Genomic DNA, 14,875 nt, shown 5'->3' with positions numbered 1-14,875 from the left:
TTCAGATATAGTTTGAGCTTTTTATGGGTAAGATTTTTGCTACTAGATTAGTTAAAGCTATTATGAAGTAAAAGAGTCGTAATATGTGTTATTGGGAGACAGGTTACCAAGGTAATGGGCTTTAATTATGGTTCTTTGTATGACGTTAGTCTGAAACTGGTAAGTTTAGTGGTTTAGTTGAGCAAGTCTTTGTTATAGTCGATTCAGTTAAATTTATCAAAGAAACGGTTTATATCGATATTTTGATGCTATCCGTGTCTTGATCATTACTAGAACTATAAACCAGTTTCTATACATATTAGAAAACAAGGAATAACTATGATTAATGCCTATGCAGCAAAAGAAAAAGGTGGTGAGTTTGTGCCTTATCAATATGATCCTGGCACATTAGGGGATCATGAAGTAGAAATCGAAGTACATAGCTGCGGTATCTGCCATAGCGATCTATCGATGTGGCAAAACGAATGGGGAATGACCCAATATCCGTTTGTAGGTGGGCATGAAGTCGCAGGAAAAGTCCTCGCAAAGGGTAAGCACGTCAAGCACCTAGAGCTTGGCGATAAAGTCGGGCTTGGCTGGCATAAAGGATATTGCAACGTTTGTGATCTATGTATCGGTGGGGACCACAATCTATGCCCTGAGCAAGAAGGTACTATCATTGGTAACCATGGCGGTTTTGCAGATAAGGTGCGCGCAAAAGATACTAGCGTCATCAAGATACCTGAAGGGCTTGATTTTAATGCGGTAGGACCATTGCTATGCGGTGGCGTTACGGTGTTTAATCCGCTTATGCAGTACGACATCACGCCAACCTCAAGAGTCGCTGTTATCGGTATTGGTGGTTTAGGTCATCTAGCGCTTCAATTTGCCAATGCGTGGGGCTGTGAAGTGACGGCATTTACCAGTGAATCAAAAATGGAAGAAGCAAAAGAGATGGGCGCTCATCACTCATTAAACTCAAGAGAGGATAGTGAAATTGAAAAAGCCGCTGGTTCTTTTGATTTAATCATATCAACAGTGAACGTCGATATGAACTGGGATGTTGTGATCAAGACTTTGAGACCAAAAGGTAAGCTACACTTTGTTGGACTGTTAGAAGCTCCATTAGAGATATCAGCTGCACCAATGATTATGGCTCAAAACAGTCTGTCAGGCTCACCAGTTGGATCACCGTCAACCCTGCGAAAAATGTTAGATTTTGCCGCTCGACATAATATTCAGCCAGTGACTGAAACGTACAAAATGTCTGAGATCAATGAAGCATTTGAGCGCCTAGAGAGTGGTAACGCTCGCTATAGAGTGGTATTAGAAAGAGACTAAAAGTCATTGAAGATCACGAAGCATAGTCATATAGTGATACCTCATTTAATGAAAGACGGGGTATCGCTATTTTTTTGTATTGTACCTCTACTTTCTTTAAGCCATTTTTGCTTTTTTTTGAGCGCATAAAAAACCCTTGCTGTGGTATTAAACAACAGCAAGGGCTAATAGTTGAGTCAATAGAATGAATTGTCTAATATGATACTTTATTACTCGCTGACAAAAAATAAAATAAATTAGTAAACATTATTCGACTGTAACTGATTTTGCTAGGTTACGTGGCTGATCAACGTCTGTACCGCGCATTACTGCGACATGATATGACAGCAATTGTACTGGCACGCTATAAACAATCGGCGCAAGCGTTTCGCAAACATCTGGCACATACACCACGTGCAATCTATCTGCTGCGACCATTTGACTGGATTCGCTTGCAAAGACAAACAACTCACCATGACGGGCATGTACTTCTTGCATATTGGCTTTTAGCTTATCAAACATACTGTCTTTTGGGGCTAGCACCACGATAGGCATATCTTTATCCACTAATGCCAATGGTCCGTGCTTCAGCTCGCCTGCTGCATAGCCTTCAGCGTGGATATAAGAGATTTCCTTTAACTTTAATGCGCCTTCTAGAGCAATTGGGAACTGTAAACCACGACCTAGGAATAAGCAGCTTTTCTTATATTCAAAATGCTCACTCATGATCTTGATAGGCGCGTCCAGGTGTAAGCTGGCATGGAGCTGACCCGGTAGTTGTTGCAGTTGACTAAGCAGCGTGCTCAAATTTTCATCAGTCATGCGCTGTTGGGTCACACCTACCTTTAATAACAATAACATCAGTGCTGCAAGCTGAGTAGTAAAGGCTTTGGTAGATGCCACGCCAATCTCGGGACCGGCAAGCGTTGGTAAAAAGATATCCGTTTCACGTACCAATGATGAGGTTGGCACATTGCACAATGCCAGACTAACCAGTCCAATAGGAGACTGTTTTTGAATATCACGTAGTGCAGATAAAGTATCAGCAGTCTCGCCCGACTGAGAAATACAAATCACTAAAGAGTTATCAATAACGACTGGATTGCGATAACGGAACTCACTGGCAACTTCCACTGAGCAAGGCACACGAATAAGACTCTCAAACCAATATTTTGCGACCAAACCTGAATGATAGCTAGTACCACAAGCGATCACTTGTACGTGCTTAATGCCTTTTAATTGCGTTTCATGACGTTGCAGAAAATCATCACGCAGTTTAGTTGGCTCATCATTATCTAATGCCATCTCGAGAGTACGAGCGACAGCATCTGGCTGCTCGTAGATTTCTTTGAGCATATAATGCTTAAATTCGCCCTTGTCTGCATTGTGTTGTGCTGCGTCAATTTCATGGATTTGGCGTGTGACCTCGACACCATCAGCGTAAACCTGAATACTGTTACGCGTTAATCGGGCAATATCGCCTTCCTCTAGATACATAAAACGATTGGTCACTGGTAAAAGTGCCAATTGATCGGAGGCGATAAAGTTTTCGCCAATACCGACGCCAATCACCAAAGGAGAGCCTAAACGTACCGTAATCAGCTCTTCTGGGCAATCAACATGGATAACGCCAAGGGCAAATGCTCCATGTAACAAAGGAGTGACAGTGCGAACGGCTTCTAATAAGTCAGGCGTTGCTTTATAGATATCGTTAATGAGATGCGCGACGACTTCGGTATCGGTTTGCGAGGTAAACTCGTACCCTTTGGCAATTAATTCTTCTTTTAGCTCGGCGTAGTTTTCAACGATACCATTATGTACCACAGCAATCTTGCCTGAAACATGCGGATGGGCGTTACGCTGAGCCGGCTCGCCATGCGTTGCCCAGCGTGTATGCGCAATACCAATATGACCATCGAAAAACTCTGGGTTGACTGCGACGGCATCGACTAAGGCCTGAACTTTACCCACTTGGCGCTCACGGTGGAGCTCGCCATCACGAATGACAGTCAGACCAGCAGAATCATAGCCTCTATATTCTAGGCGCTTAAGTCCCTCAAGTAAGATATTGGCGATATTACGCTCAGCCACTGCTCCAACTATTCCGCACATAACTATTCCTTAAATTTAATTATTAGTATTTCTATGTATTTCTATGTATGACGATGTCTGGTTAATCTATAAATATAAATAAGCAGCACCACAAATCATTGTCGTACTGCTTGAGATTGCTAAGAGCCATTTTTATTTAACTAACTGTCAACGCTGCCATTATTTTTTAGTCGGACGCTTAAAGTCATTTTTCTGTGTTTGACGAGCACGACCAAAGGCTAGTGCATGAGCATCAACGTTTTTAGTAATCACTGAACCAGCTGCCACAGTAGCGGTATCACCAATTTTCACTGGCGCCACTAGACTTGAGTTAGAGCCAATAAAGGCATTATCGTCAATGATGGTTTGTGATTTATTCACACCATCATAATTGCAAGTAATCACACCAGCGCCAACATTGACACCAGTACCAATAGTGGCATCACCAATATAGCTTAGATGATTAACCTTGCTACCATCACCAATTGTTGATTTTTTAATTTCGACAAAATTACCGACTTTGCTGTTGTCAGAGAGTATGGTCTCAGGACGTAAATGCGCAAAAGGACCAATATCTACACCTGCGCCAACTTCAGCGCTATCAATCACGCAATAAGGCTTTATATGACAAGCGTTGCCTATCTGGGCGTTTTTAATGACACAGCCCGCTTCAATATAAACATTATCACCTAAGACACAATCACCCTCAAATACCACACCCACATCGACAAACACGTCCTGACCTGCGCTCAAGGTGCCACGAATATCGACACGAGTAGGGTCAGCGAACTGTACGCCAGCTTCTTGTAAGTCGGCGACAAGTTTACCTTGCCATGTACGCTCTAAGCTAGCAAGTTGTTGACGGTTATTCACGCCTTCAATCTCAAAGGTATGCTCAGGCTCAATCGCTGCAATAGTGATGCCATCAGCAACCGCCATTTTGACAATATCGGTCAGATAGTATTCTTGCTGCGCATTGTCATTTGATAGCTTGGGCAAAAATTTATGCAATAAAGCATTATCGACGCAGTAAATACCGCTATTAATTTCTTGTATCTGCTGCTCATCGCTATTGGCGTCTTTTTGCTCAATAATGGCTTCAATATTGCCATCTTTATCACGTTTAATACGACCAAGACCAAATGGATTATCTACGGTTAGCGTCAACATAGACATGCCGTCAGTATTGGCATCCTGTAGTGTCGCTAACGTTTGACAGCTAACCAATGGCACGTCGCCGTAAAGAATGAGGCTTTGTCCATCTTTTGGTAGCTCAGATAGAGTCACTTTGACCGCATGTCCCGTGCCCAACTGCTCAGTTTGGGCAACCCAAGTAATGGGCAAATGCGCATATTGCTGGTCAATGTGATCTTGTACTTGCTCGCCACCAAAACCATGGACAATGATGGTGTCATCAACCGTCAATTGATGGCAAGTGTCTAACACGTGACCTAGCAATGACTTGCCAGCCAATGTCTGTAGCACTTTTGGCTTAGCCGACTGCATACGCGTGCCTTTACCAGCAGCGAGGATAATTACCGAAAGAGAAGATGTCATAATAGCCCTACAAATGTAACAAAATATAATTTGGGATTATAGCGTAAATTGGCATTTAACTAAAACGCTATGTCGTGACCTCTTTGTAATTCAGCTATCGCTAACAGCAATATTAAATGATGAAAGTTGTTTTGTTATCACCATCTGGTTACAAGATAAAATAAATGCGCTGCTAATGTAAAATTAGAGGATTATATTATAAATAATGACCCAAACTGCCGCTGCCATAATGCTAGCAATAATGTCATCTAACATAATGCCTAGACCGCCAGCGACTTTTTTATCTGCCCATCCAATGGGTGGTGGCTTAATGATGTCAAAAAAGCGAAAAAGTATAAAGATCATGATCAGAGCAGCGACAGAAAAAGGTTGCGAGATATTGTGCCAAAAATTACCGTCAGCAATACCTATATAAGACAACGGCAATAAGGTAATCCATATACCTGCCCACTCATCCCAGACGATATGTGGGTCATCATGACCGCCCATCAAATCTGAGGTGCGACCACATATCCAGATACCAATGATGCAAGATAAAAGTGTAATAATTAAAAATGGTATAAAGCCTAAGCTTAGCAGCGGTATTGCAACGATTAAGCCGCCAACCGTACCCCAAGTGCCGGGCGCCCGGCGAGGTAAACCACTGCCTAAGCCAATACCGAGCCAATAAACTGCGCGGTCAATCATAGTGGCGTTGACTGGCAGAGGAGGGCAATCATTGGCTTTACGGATATCGGGCTTAACTAGGTCGTGATCGGTCATGGGTTAACCTGCAAAATGTTGGTAACCCGTAAGATTGGGCCAAGTAATAAACGGTGAGGGATGGGTGGGTGTCACTGGCTGATCTTGATAATAAAGTTCAGGACGTGTATGCGCCGCATTATCTGTATTTCTATCACTCGCCAATGCAATCACATTACCAATGTAAGTCACAGGCGTATTAACGTCGGTACAAGAAGATGGCTCGATATGGGGAGGTAAGGTAAAAGCCAACTCATAATCATCGCCACCAGTTAATTGACACAATAGCCGCTCAGATACATCGATACTAGCTAAAGGGTTACTGGTAGGAAGAGCTTCCAAATTAAGTCTCATAGCGATGCCGCTTTGCTCGCAGATATGACCAAGATCTTGATAAAGACCATCAGAGATATCTATCATTGACGTTGCACCGATTTGTGCTAGTGCTGCACCTAAGCTAATACGTGGTGTTGGCATATGAAGTCGATGCGCAAGTTCAATACCGATAGCATTATCAGGGTGCTGTAAGGCATAAGCGGCATCACCAAGTGTACCTGACACATAAATTTTATCACCGACTTGCGCACCTGAGCGATAGACAGCGGGAGTATCTGCGGCAATCAGCCCTTGGGCACTGACACTTAACACTAAGCTATCATTACGGGTCGTATCACCGCCTATCAAAGTCACACCAAATAACTGGCAAGCATGAAATAAACCTTTGGCAAACTCAGTCAGCCACTGACTATTAGCAAGGCGCTGAGGTAATGCTAATGCTAGTAAAATGCTATGCGGGGTAGCACCCATAGCCGCTATATCAGAGACGTTAACGGCTACCGCTTTATAACCAATAGCAAATGCCAGTTTATTCACCTGTTCCCAATCAGCACTAAAGTGACGACCTTGAACGAGTGTGTCAATACAGCTGACTAAGCGCGCGCCTTGTGGCAATGCCATCACAGCCGCATCATCACCGATGCCCTTTTCGACAGCGTTAGATGATGACTGCGTGGCTTGCATCTGTGAAAATATGCGCTCAATCAGCTCAAATTCATTCATGGCTAGTCTTGGCTTTTTTCATCAGCATCATTTAATTCAGCACTTTTTGTATCAAAATTAGCGCTATTCGAGTCAAGTAATTCGACCTCTGCTGTAACTTTGTCATTGCTAGCAGCGATGTTTTCTTCTACTGGCTGATCATTGGCAATGTTTTCGGCACTAACGGCAATCTCGTCTACTTTATCAACGATGACTGTTTCGATGCTAGTCGGCTTAATAATAATTTCCTCAACCGTATTTTGAGTATCGTTCTGCTTACTAGCTTTGTAATCAGTAATATTTGCCAAAGCTTTACTGACACTATTGCGTTTAACACTGGCATTATTAGCACTGATACGTGGTTTATTTGATGCTATTGGTTTTTCTTCGATATCGCTATTATTAGCATTGATATCTGTTTTTTTATCCGCTTTAGTAACAGGCTTAGCTGCTGCTTTTTGTGAGGTGCGAAGATTGGCTTTACTATCTGCGTCTACTTCGGGAGCACGTAGCTCAACTGCCATTCTATCTAAGACGGCATTAATCAGTTTATGTGCATCCGTAGCACCAAAGTGATTGTTTAGCTTCATCGCTTCATCAAGTACCACTTTGTACGGAATTTCTAAACGATTTTGTAGCTCGTAAGCGCCAACCAAAAGAATGGCATGTTCAACCGTATCGAGTTTATTGATTTCACGATCTAGATGCTGGCTAATAAGCGCATCTAAGGCATCAATCTGCTCTGGGATATCACGCATCATTTCATGATAGTAGCCAATATGTACAGTATGCATGGCATTAGTCGCGCGTGTACGAGCAGCAATATCGTGCGGGGCATTGGCTTTCCAACCAAGCTTGCCATCGATATCAAAACGGCGGTCAGTAACCAGCCATTCATATAGACCTTGCATAGCAAAGCGGCGTGCCTTACGAATAGCAGTGTGACTGGTCTTATAAGAAGACTCACTCATATCAAAGGTTTGATCGCCCGCACTGCTGCTCGCGATGCGCGTGGCTTCAGCTTGTTGGTCATTAACTTGTGCGGTTTGTGCAGCGCTAATAGCGCGCTTGAGTTGGTCAGTCATAAGGGGTCTATACCTAGTTTTTGAGATAATAAGTTTAAAAATAAAATGTTAAATAGTGGTCGACTAGCAAATGTTGCTAGTCAGTCTTGGAGATGGATGTTCGATAATCATTTAAAATATTAATGCTAATGCTATTGTAAAGTGCTAAGGGCTATCGTTATAACCATAGCCCCGTTTCAAACAATAAATAATAATTTTATACTCATAAATGCGGCTAACAGTGAGTGCAATTAAGCGTCTTCGCTGCCATCATCAATGTCTAACTGTGATAACACAGCAAGCATTTCTAGTACAACCATCGCTGCTTCTGAACCTTTATTACCAGCTTTAGTACCAGCACGCTCAATCGCTTGCTCGATGCTGTCAGTAGTCAATACGCCGTTTGCTACTGGAATATTATAGTCAATGGCAACACTGCTTAAACCTTTAGCAGATTCGCTTGCGACAAAGTCAAAATGCGGCGTGCTACCACGGATAATCGCACCCAAAGCAACGATAGCGTCAAAGCGATCAGACTCAGCAGCACGCTGTGCAACCAATGGCAACTCGAAAGCACCCGGCACACGAATCACAGTGATGTTACTGCCCAATACGCCATGACGAAGCAACGCATCAATCGCACCATCAACCAATGACTCAACGACAAAACCATTAAAACGACCGACGACGATACCGATACGCACGTCCTCGTTTTGATGTAAATTGCCATCAATATGGGTCACGTCATTGCGTTGCTGTTGTAAATTTGACATAAAAAATCCTTTGCCGAATAGGCTATTAATAGAAGTATAAGAATCTAAGTATTAGGAATCTAAATATATTGCTAGGTTCAAATCGCTTATTTAATTGGCTAGTGAGCAGATAAATAGGCAGTAAAATGAACGAAAACCAAATGATAATAAGCAGTTAGCGCTATGATAACATTTTTTTCTACTATATTTGTATTTTACCAACGTCTTACAAACGCATTTGTATACCTTGCGCTGCCATATATGCTTTGGCTTCTTGAACGGTATACTCACCAAAGTGAAAAATACTGGCAGCAAGGACGGCATCGACGCCGCCTTCTAATACGCCTTCGGCTAAATGCTGTAAATTACCGACGCCACCTGACGCGATAACTGGTACATTTACACGACTGGTAATTTGCTTCATTAATGCCAAATCGTAGCCTTTTTTGGTGCCATCGCCATCCATAGAAGTTACCAATAATTCACCGGCGCCAAGCTCAGCCATTTTGCTTGCCCAAGCGACGGCATCAATGCCCGTTGGCTTACGACCGCCGTGGGTAAATATTTCCCAACGCGGCATGATAATGCCATCAACCTCGATATCAGCAACGCGCTTGGCATCGATAGCAACGACGATACATTGATTGCCGAATTTCTGCGAGGCTTCACCGACGAACTCAGGGGTAAATACCGCAGCAGAATTGATCGCTACTTTATCCGCGCCTGCATTGAGCAAATTACGAATATCGGCAATTTTACGCACGCCGCCGCCGACAGTTAATGGCACAAATACCGTTTCCGCCATACGTTCTACCGTATGGTAAGTGGTGTCACGCTCGTCATTGGTCGCAGTAATGTCCAAAAAAGTAATCTCATCGGCGCCTTGTTCATTGTAGCGTTTCGCTACCTCGACAGGGTCACCTGCATCTTTGATATCGACAAATTGTACGCCTTTGACCACGCGCCCATTATCAACGTCCAAACAAGGGATGATACGCTTTGCTAACATAGGGTCTTTCACCTTATAATCAATTCATTCTATAAGCGCTAGTCTAGCAAAATCACTGCCATCTCAGGCAGGTTTTCGCAAGATTATTATGCTTTTAACCAAAGTTTGCTCATGCACGGTACAATCATTGTCATTACCGTATCTATTTACCTTCTTTTAATTGCCATAAGTGAGATGTCATGTCCGTCTATACCCAGTTAACCGATGACCAATTTGCTACCTTTTGCCAACGTTTTGGCGTATCGTTCGCCCGTGCCATTCCGATTACCCAAGGTATCAAAAACTCTAACTGGTTTATTCAGACGACTGACGATGTAGATGGCGCACATTCTTATGTGTTTACCTTGTTTGAAGAGCGTCCACCAGAAGACATCGAAAAAATGGCGGTTATCTTAAACCAATTAGATGGTAAATTGCCGGTAGCGGCGCCATTATCATTGGTTGATAGCGCAGAAAAATGTTATGTCATACGTTATGACAACAAAGCTATTACGCTAGTGCCATGTTTGGCAGGCTCGCATCCACAGCAGACGACGCAAGCGATGTGTCATGAAATTGGCGCGTCTTTGGCAGTATTGCATGAAACGCTACAACAGCTACAGCCTGCGGAAGAATATGGCGTGCCTTTATATCCATGGAGCGAGGTACGCGACCGTGAAAAGCAGTTTATGCCAGCTGATGAAGCCAAGCTGATGAGTGATATTTGGCAATCTTATACGGACTTGCCACTTGCCACTTTGCCAAAAGGCTTATGTCATTTAGACATGTTTGCTGATAATACTTTATGGAACTTATCTTTAAATAACAGTCAAAAAGGTGAAGCGCATCTGACTGGGTTATTAGATTTCACCGAAGTCAGCGTTGAACATTATGTGATGGATATTGCCATTACGATTAATGATTTTTGTACCACATGGGGTATGGCTGAACAAGGCGAGTCGGTGAATTTTGACCGCAGTAAAATGGCGGCTTTTTTGCAAGGCTATGAGTCGAAACGCATGCTCGGTGAAGATGAAAAGCGTGCACTACCAGTGATGCTCGCAAAAGCTGCGGTGATTTTTTGGCTATTACGTCTCAACGTCATTCATTATAACCGTACCGAAGGTCGTACCGGTGATAACATCATGGTCAAAAACCCTGACTTAATGAAGCGTCTAGCCGCTTATCATTGGTCACATGTTGAAAAAGCACAAAATACGGTATTTGTACTGTTAGCTATTAATAATAAGATCGAAAAGCCGATAGCTGGTGTGTTTAGCAGTATTACGCAAGCTGAGCAAACATGTGATAGTTTAGGTAATAGCAGCGATTTTATTATTAAAGAATATACGCTCGATCAATTAGTATAATTTTTTTAAGCATTCTTGTATCACAAATATAAAGGCGACCTCATGACCGATCAAGTTGATAACTGGCACAAACTGGCACGCTACGATACCAATATCCAAGGTGAGTTACATGCCAATTTGCTGCGTAATAATGATATTACTGTTTCTCTACAACCGCTGAGTGCGATGCCTGGCATGAATTCTGGCATCGTGCTTTGGGTACAAGATACCGATTTGGTGCATGCCAAACGCATTTTGGATAGTATTGATAAGGATGCGGCAAGCTTGCCTGAAACAGACGACGATAACGGCGGTACTCTATAAATGTGTCAACTTTTAGGTATGAACTGTAATACGCCAACCGATATTGGTTTTAGCTTTGCAGGCTTCCGTCGTCGCGGCGGCATGACAGACAGTCATGAGGATGGTTTTGGTATTGCTTTTTTTGAGCGTAGCGAATGCACTAATAGTGACAGCTCTAATAGTGAAAAGTCGGACAATGCCTCGACTGGTCTACGCTTATTCCATGACAATCGCCCAAGCCATTTATCACCCGTTGCTGATTTGGTTAATAATTATCCAATTAAAGCGATGAATGTTATCGCACATATTCGTAAAGCCACCCAAGGTCAGAATTGTTTGGCGAATACCCATCCTTTTGTCCGTGAAGTCTGGGGCGAGCAGTGGGTATTTGCGCACAACGGACAGATGAATAGCGAATTTATTAAACGCTGCCAGCGCCTGCAAGACAATGGTAATGCCTCACATTGCCAACCAGTCGGCACAACTGATTCTGAAATGGCATTCTGTTATCTGGTCAATCGGCTGAAAAGTAGCTTTAAAACTCGTCCGGATGACAAAACGCTGTTTAACTTTTTGACGACTCAATGTCGTTATTTATCCGCTAACGGTTTGTTTAATTGCTTGATATCGAATGGTCAATGGCAATTGGCTTATGCAGGCAGTTTACTGTTTTATCTCACGCGCAAAGCACCATTTGGTGAAGCGAAATTAGCAGATGATGATTTGGCGATTAACTTTGGTGATGTGACCACTGATAAAGATAAAGTGACTATCTTAGTGACTGTGCCATTGACTGAAAATGAAAAATGGCAACAGTTGGCAGTCAATGAGTGCTTAATATTTCAAGATGGGGATGTCATTTATAAAGACAGCCCAAGCCAGCGCAAGTTTTTGACGATTGAGGAAGGCGTTGCGGTAGCACGGGCAGTTGGGGCGAGTGTTTAGGAGTGGTGAATAGTGGATGTTAATTAAATATACATTCCACAACAACGCTTAAATTTCTCACCCGAACCGCAAATACACGGCTGTTTTTGGGTTATAGTCATTTCTACTGTTGGATCTAAAAAGTACCACTGCGCATTGTTGTTCGTTTTGTCTGTTACTTTTACAAAGGCAGACAATTCATGATGCGCCTGCAAGCCATCATTTTCATTATCAGAGACATTAAAGTAAGCCTTAAATTCAACTTGCGCATGACGTTTACCTAGCTTTGGCGTGTGCGCGACGATTTCCAATCCTGCCCAGTTCGTCTCTTTTGCCCAACTCTCAATCGCCTGAATATCTAGTAAATTTTGCTGCGCGGGTAGTGTAGTCTTGACGATATAGTTTGGCTTGACCAACACAAACGCACTATAGCGCGTGCGCATGAGGCGTTCAGCAGTTTCAGTTTTTATGCCGTCAGCTTTATCAGTTTCTTCGCTCAATAAACTGTCATGGTAAGGCTGGCAGCAATCTTGATAAAGTAGCGGCGCGCTAATGTCATCCGATGACGGGTTCATTTGGCAAGGGCAGGTCTGTAGAGAAATTGACATTATTTACTCAAGTTATTATTCGTTTTGATAGCTTCATAAGTTTTAATTTAGCCAGTTTTTTATCAATTCTGGCCATAGACCGATTTTAAGCTTTGCCCAAGGTGCGGGGTCACGTAGCTGCTGCCAAAATTCATCAAATGGTGGCGCAAAATATACCAAGAGCACAAGCATGACGTACAGTAGCAGATACCACCATTTGTCTTTATGCTGATAGAACTTCATCGCCGTACCCGATGAGCGCTTCATTTTCATATTGGATAAATTCACACTATATAACTCATCTAATGCCAAATGCACTATCGCGCCGCCAAATAAAAACAAGCCGTAAAACCAGCTAACCGTCAACGGTAAGTTTAAAATATCGTAGCTGATATAGGTCATTCCAAGCCCCATTATCGCCATATAGGGCACCGAGTGAATGACACCGCGATGCACGGTCATATTGGTAAAAACCGAAAATACCACATAACGCATAAAGCCGTAGCCGGCCAACCATAATGCTATCAGCGCCAGTAAACTCAGCTCACTACGCCAATGCATCACCAGACCAAAGGCAAAAATAAACGAGGTAATATTAAAGCCAAGTTTAATCGGCGTCGAGTTATCTGAATCTAAATCAGGTAGCAACCCACCGATGGTACCGAGCGCCACACACATCAAAAAACCTGAATCATCAATCAAGCCAGCTTTATAAACCGTTAGACTCATCGTACCACTGACCATGAATGCGACATTTAAGTGGGTGTTAAAATTTGCCATAAAAACTCATCAATAAGTAGCGCACGAAAACGTCATTTCGAGCGGCTTGTCTAGCCGTAAAAAAGCGCTCCATGATACCATAGCCACGCCAGTCGTCTAATAGAGATAGTGAACATGACCGCTACTGATTTACCTGCTAAGCCTAATACCAATCTTTATAACGCTCCTTTCGATGTGCCTGTTAATGCATCTGTTAATGCATCTGTTGAAGCTTCTATTAATAACCCGTCTGCAGGTAATAGCAGGCTTGATGACAGCTTTGTTGTTATTGACTGGCACGCGCCATGGCTGTGTCACTTAAACCAGTTAGGCTATATAAGTCACGCCATTACTCAGCTAAGTGGCTTAAAAAATGAGCCTGCTCAGACAGATATAATTGAGAATACGCCTGATATTATCGCCAAGGTTTTAAATACAGCATTGCAGCAACAGGCTGATGACCTACAGCAGTCATTATCGCAAACCAAACCTGCACTAAATAATCAAGCCCAAACCTTACGATTTGTCTCACAAAATGCGTTGCCAGCAGGCGAAGCATACGAGAGTTTTATCGGTACGACTGGTAATATTCCGACCCGTAATAATTTGCATGATTTATTTAACGGCAGCATTTGGCTAACCTTTCCAAAGACCAAAGCCTTGCTTAATTATTATCATATGCTTGAAATCGAACAACAAGGTATTGGTGCCAGTCGCGGGCGTGTCCGCGATACCATTACCGTATTTGATGAGAACGGCGCGATTTTAGTGACAGCAGAGCCTAGTATTGGTGAGGCATTAGTGGATTTTGACTGGCAAAAAAGTTTGGTAGAACCGCGTGAGCAGTGGGATAAACCAAAAGCGCTAAATAGCGCCTCTCAAGCTGCAGTTTATATTTTTGGTCATGCCTTAATAGAAAAACTGCTACAACCACGTAAAGCATTATGCGCCCATAGTATTGTTATTTATGTGACGCCAGATTTTTTTGCCTTATCGCTATCTGAGCGTATTAGTCATTTGGATCAGAAAGTAGCTGATTGTATGGAGGCGTTATTATCACAACCGGATGTGACACCGCGCAAACTGTCTCCATTGCCTATTTTGGGTGTGCCGCATTTTTGGGCTGAAAATGCCAAGCCTAACTTTTATGATGATAGCCAAGTGTTTCGCAGTGGTCGCCGTCAAAAATAAAAAGATAAGGGAATACCTTACGAGTTAACCGTTAATGCTTAACCGCTAAAGCATTGTTACGTTTACGATTGTGCCACGATTTGACTACGTCTAGACGTTAACAAAGCTCAGGTTATTTGTTATGGTAAAAGGACGTTACTGTTAAATACTAAAGATATGCTTATGTCTTTTGTTACCTAAGATTTTGTTAGTATAAAAATACAGCGGTCTATTTTTCTTAGCAACTCTTATG

Annotated in this window: 14 protein-coding genes; 5 read left to right on the top strand and 9 right to left on the bottom strand. The window is 42.8% G+C overall.

Annotated features, from left to right (window positions below; all coding sequences use genetic code 11):
- Positions 1-318 precede the first annotated feature (318 nt).
- A complete protein-coding gene (locus tag PCRYO_RS12295) occupies positions 319-1,320 on the top strand; it encodes an NADPH-dependent aldehyde reductase Ahr (RefSeq protein WP_011514703.1) in 1,002 nt (333 codons plus the stop codon).
- 246 nt (positions 1,321-1,566) lie between these two features.
- Here PCRYO_RS12295 and glmS read toward each other — a convergent pair whose 3' ends face one another.
- The 7 genes from glmS to hisF all read right to left on the bottom strand — a co-directional run bounded on the left by glmS (position 1,567) and on the right by hisF (position 9,551).
- The gene (gene glmS / locus PCRYO_RS12290) at positions 1,567-3,411 is read right to left on the bottom strand and encodes a glutamine--fructose-6-phosphate transaminase (isomerizing) (RefSeq protein ID WP_011514702.1); all 1,845 of its coding nucleotides are present in this window, start codon (positions 3,409-3,411) and stop codon (positions 1,567-1,569) included.
- A gap of 159 nt (positions 3,412-3,570) precedes the next feature.
- On the bottom strand, positions 3,571-4,947 hold the full coding sequence (gene glmU / locus PCRYO_RS12285) for a bifunctional UDP-N-acetylglucosamine diphosphorylase/glucosamine-1-phosphate N-acetyltransferase GlmU (RefSeq protein WP_011514701.1): 1,377 nt from the start codon (positions 4,945-4,947) through the stop codon (positions 3,571-3,573).
- Positions 4,948-5,130: 183 nt separating this feature from the next.
- Positions 5,131-5,709: a phosphatidylglycerophosphatase A family protein gene (locus PCRYO_RS12280; protein ID WP_011514700.1), complete on the bottom strand. Its 579-nt coding sequence runs from the start codon at positions 5,707-5,709 to the stop codon at positions 5,131-5,133.
- A 3-nt stretch (positions 5,710-5,712) separates the two neighbouring features.
- Positions 5,713-6,747, bottom strand: a complete 1,035-nt coding sequence (thiL, locus tag PCRYO_RS12275) for a thiamine-phosphate kinase (RefSeq protein WP_011514699.1) — start codon at positions 6,745-6,747, stop codon at positions 5,713-5,715.
- 2 nt (positions 6,748-6,749) lie between these two features.
- Positions 6,750-7,811, bottom strand: a complete 1,062-nt coding sequence (gene nusB / locus PCRYO_RS13000) for a transcription antitermination factor NusB (RefSeq protein ID WP_226939315.1) — start codon at positions 7,809-7,811, stop codon at positions 6,750-6,752.
- A gap of 230 nt (positions 7,812-8,041) precedes the next feature.
- Positions 8,042-8,563, bottom strand: a complete 522-nt coding sequence (ribE, locus tag PCRYO_RS12265; RefSeq protein ID WP_011514697.1) for a 6,7-dimethyl-8-ribityllumazine synthase — start codon at positions 8,561-8,563, stop codon at positions 8,042-8,044.
- A gap of 205 nt (positions 8,564-8,768) precedes the next feature.
- A complete protein-coding gene (gene hisF, locus PCRYO_RS12260; protein ID WP_011514696.1) occupies positions 8,769-9,551 on the bottom strand; it encodes an imidazole glycerol phosphate synthase subunit HisF in 783 nt (260 codons plus the stop codon).
- A gap of 179 nt (positions 9,552-9,730) precedes the next feature.
- Here hisF and PCRYO_RS12255 point away from each other — a divergent pair, with 179 nt between their 5' ends.
- From PCRYO_RS12255 to PCRYO_RS12245, 3 genes are read left to right on the top strand one after another with little or no spacing between them, the layout of a single operon-like run.
- The gene (locus PCRYO_RS12255) at positions 9,731-10,900 is read left to right on the top strand and encodes a homoserine kinase (protein ID WP_011514695.1); all 1,170 of its coding nucleotides are present in this window, start codon (positions 9,731-9,733) and stop codon (positions 10,898-10,900) included.
- A 42-nt stretch (positions 10,901-10,942) separates the two neighbouring features.
- Positions 10,943-11,203, top strand: coding sequence for a hypothetical protein (locus PCRYO_RS12250; protein WP_011514694.1), 261 nt, complete (start codon positions 10,943-10,945; stop codon positions 11,201-11,203).
- The gene (locus tag PCRYO_RS12245; protein WP_011514693.1) at positions 11,204-12,127 is read left to right on the top strand and encodes a class II glutamine amidotransferase; all 924 of its coding nucleotides are present in this window, start codon (positions 11,204-11,206) and stop codon (positions 12,125-12,127) included. It begins immediately after the preceding gene.
- Between the two features lie 23 nt (positions 12,128-12,150).
- Here PCRYO_RS12245 and PCRYO_RS12240 read toward each other — a convergent pair whose 3' ends face one another.
- Entirely contained in the window at positions 12,151-12,714 is a 564-nt protein-coding gene (locus PCRYO_RS12240) for a YchJ family protein (RefSeq protein WP_011514692.1), read from the bottom strand.
- 42 nt (positions 12,715-12,756) lie between these two features.
- Positions 12,757-13,473 carry a metal-dependent hydrolase gene (locus PCRYO_RS12235; protein WP_011514691.1) on the bottom strand — a complete coding sequence of 239 codons (717 nt, stop codon included), beginning with the start codon at positions 13,471-13,473 and terminating at the stop codon, positions 12,757-12,759.
- Between the two features lie 114 nt (positions 13,474-13,587).
- Between PCRYO_RS12235 and PCRYO_RS12230 the strand changes: the two genes are divergently transcribed.
- Positions 13,588-14,643 carry a DUF3025 domain-containing protein gene (locus PCRYO_RS12230; RefSeq protein ID WP_011514690.1) on the top strand — a complete coding sequence of 352 codons (1,056 nt, stop codon included), beginning with the start codon at positions 13,588-13,590 and terminating at the stop codon, positions 14,641-14,643.
- Positions 14,644-14,875 lie beyond the last annotated feature (232 nt).

It is taken from the genome of Psychrobacter cryohalolentis K5 (assembly GCF_000013905.1).
GTDB lineage: Bacteria > Pseudomonadota > Gammaproteobacteria > Pseudomonadales > Moraxellaceae > Psychrobacter > Psychrobacter cryohalolentis.
Note: the sequence above shows the minus strand (reverse complement) of the source record. Positions and strands in the feature narration are given on the sequence as shown.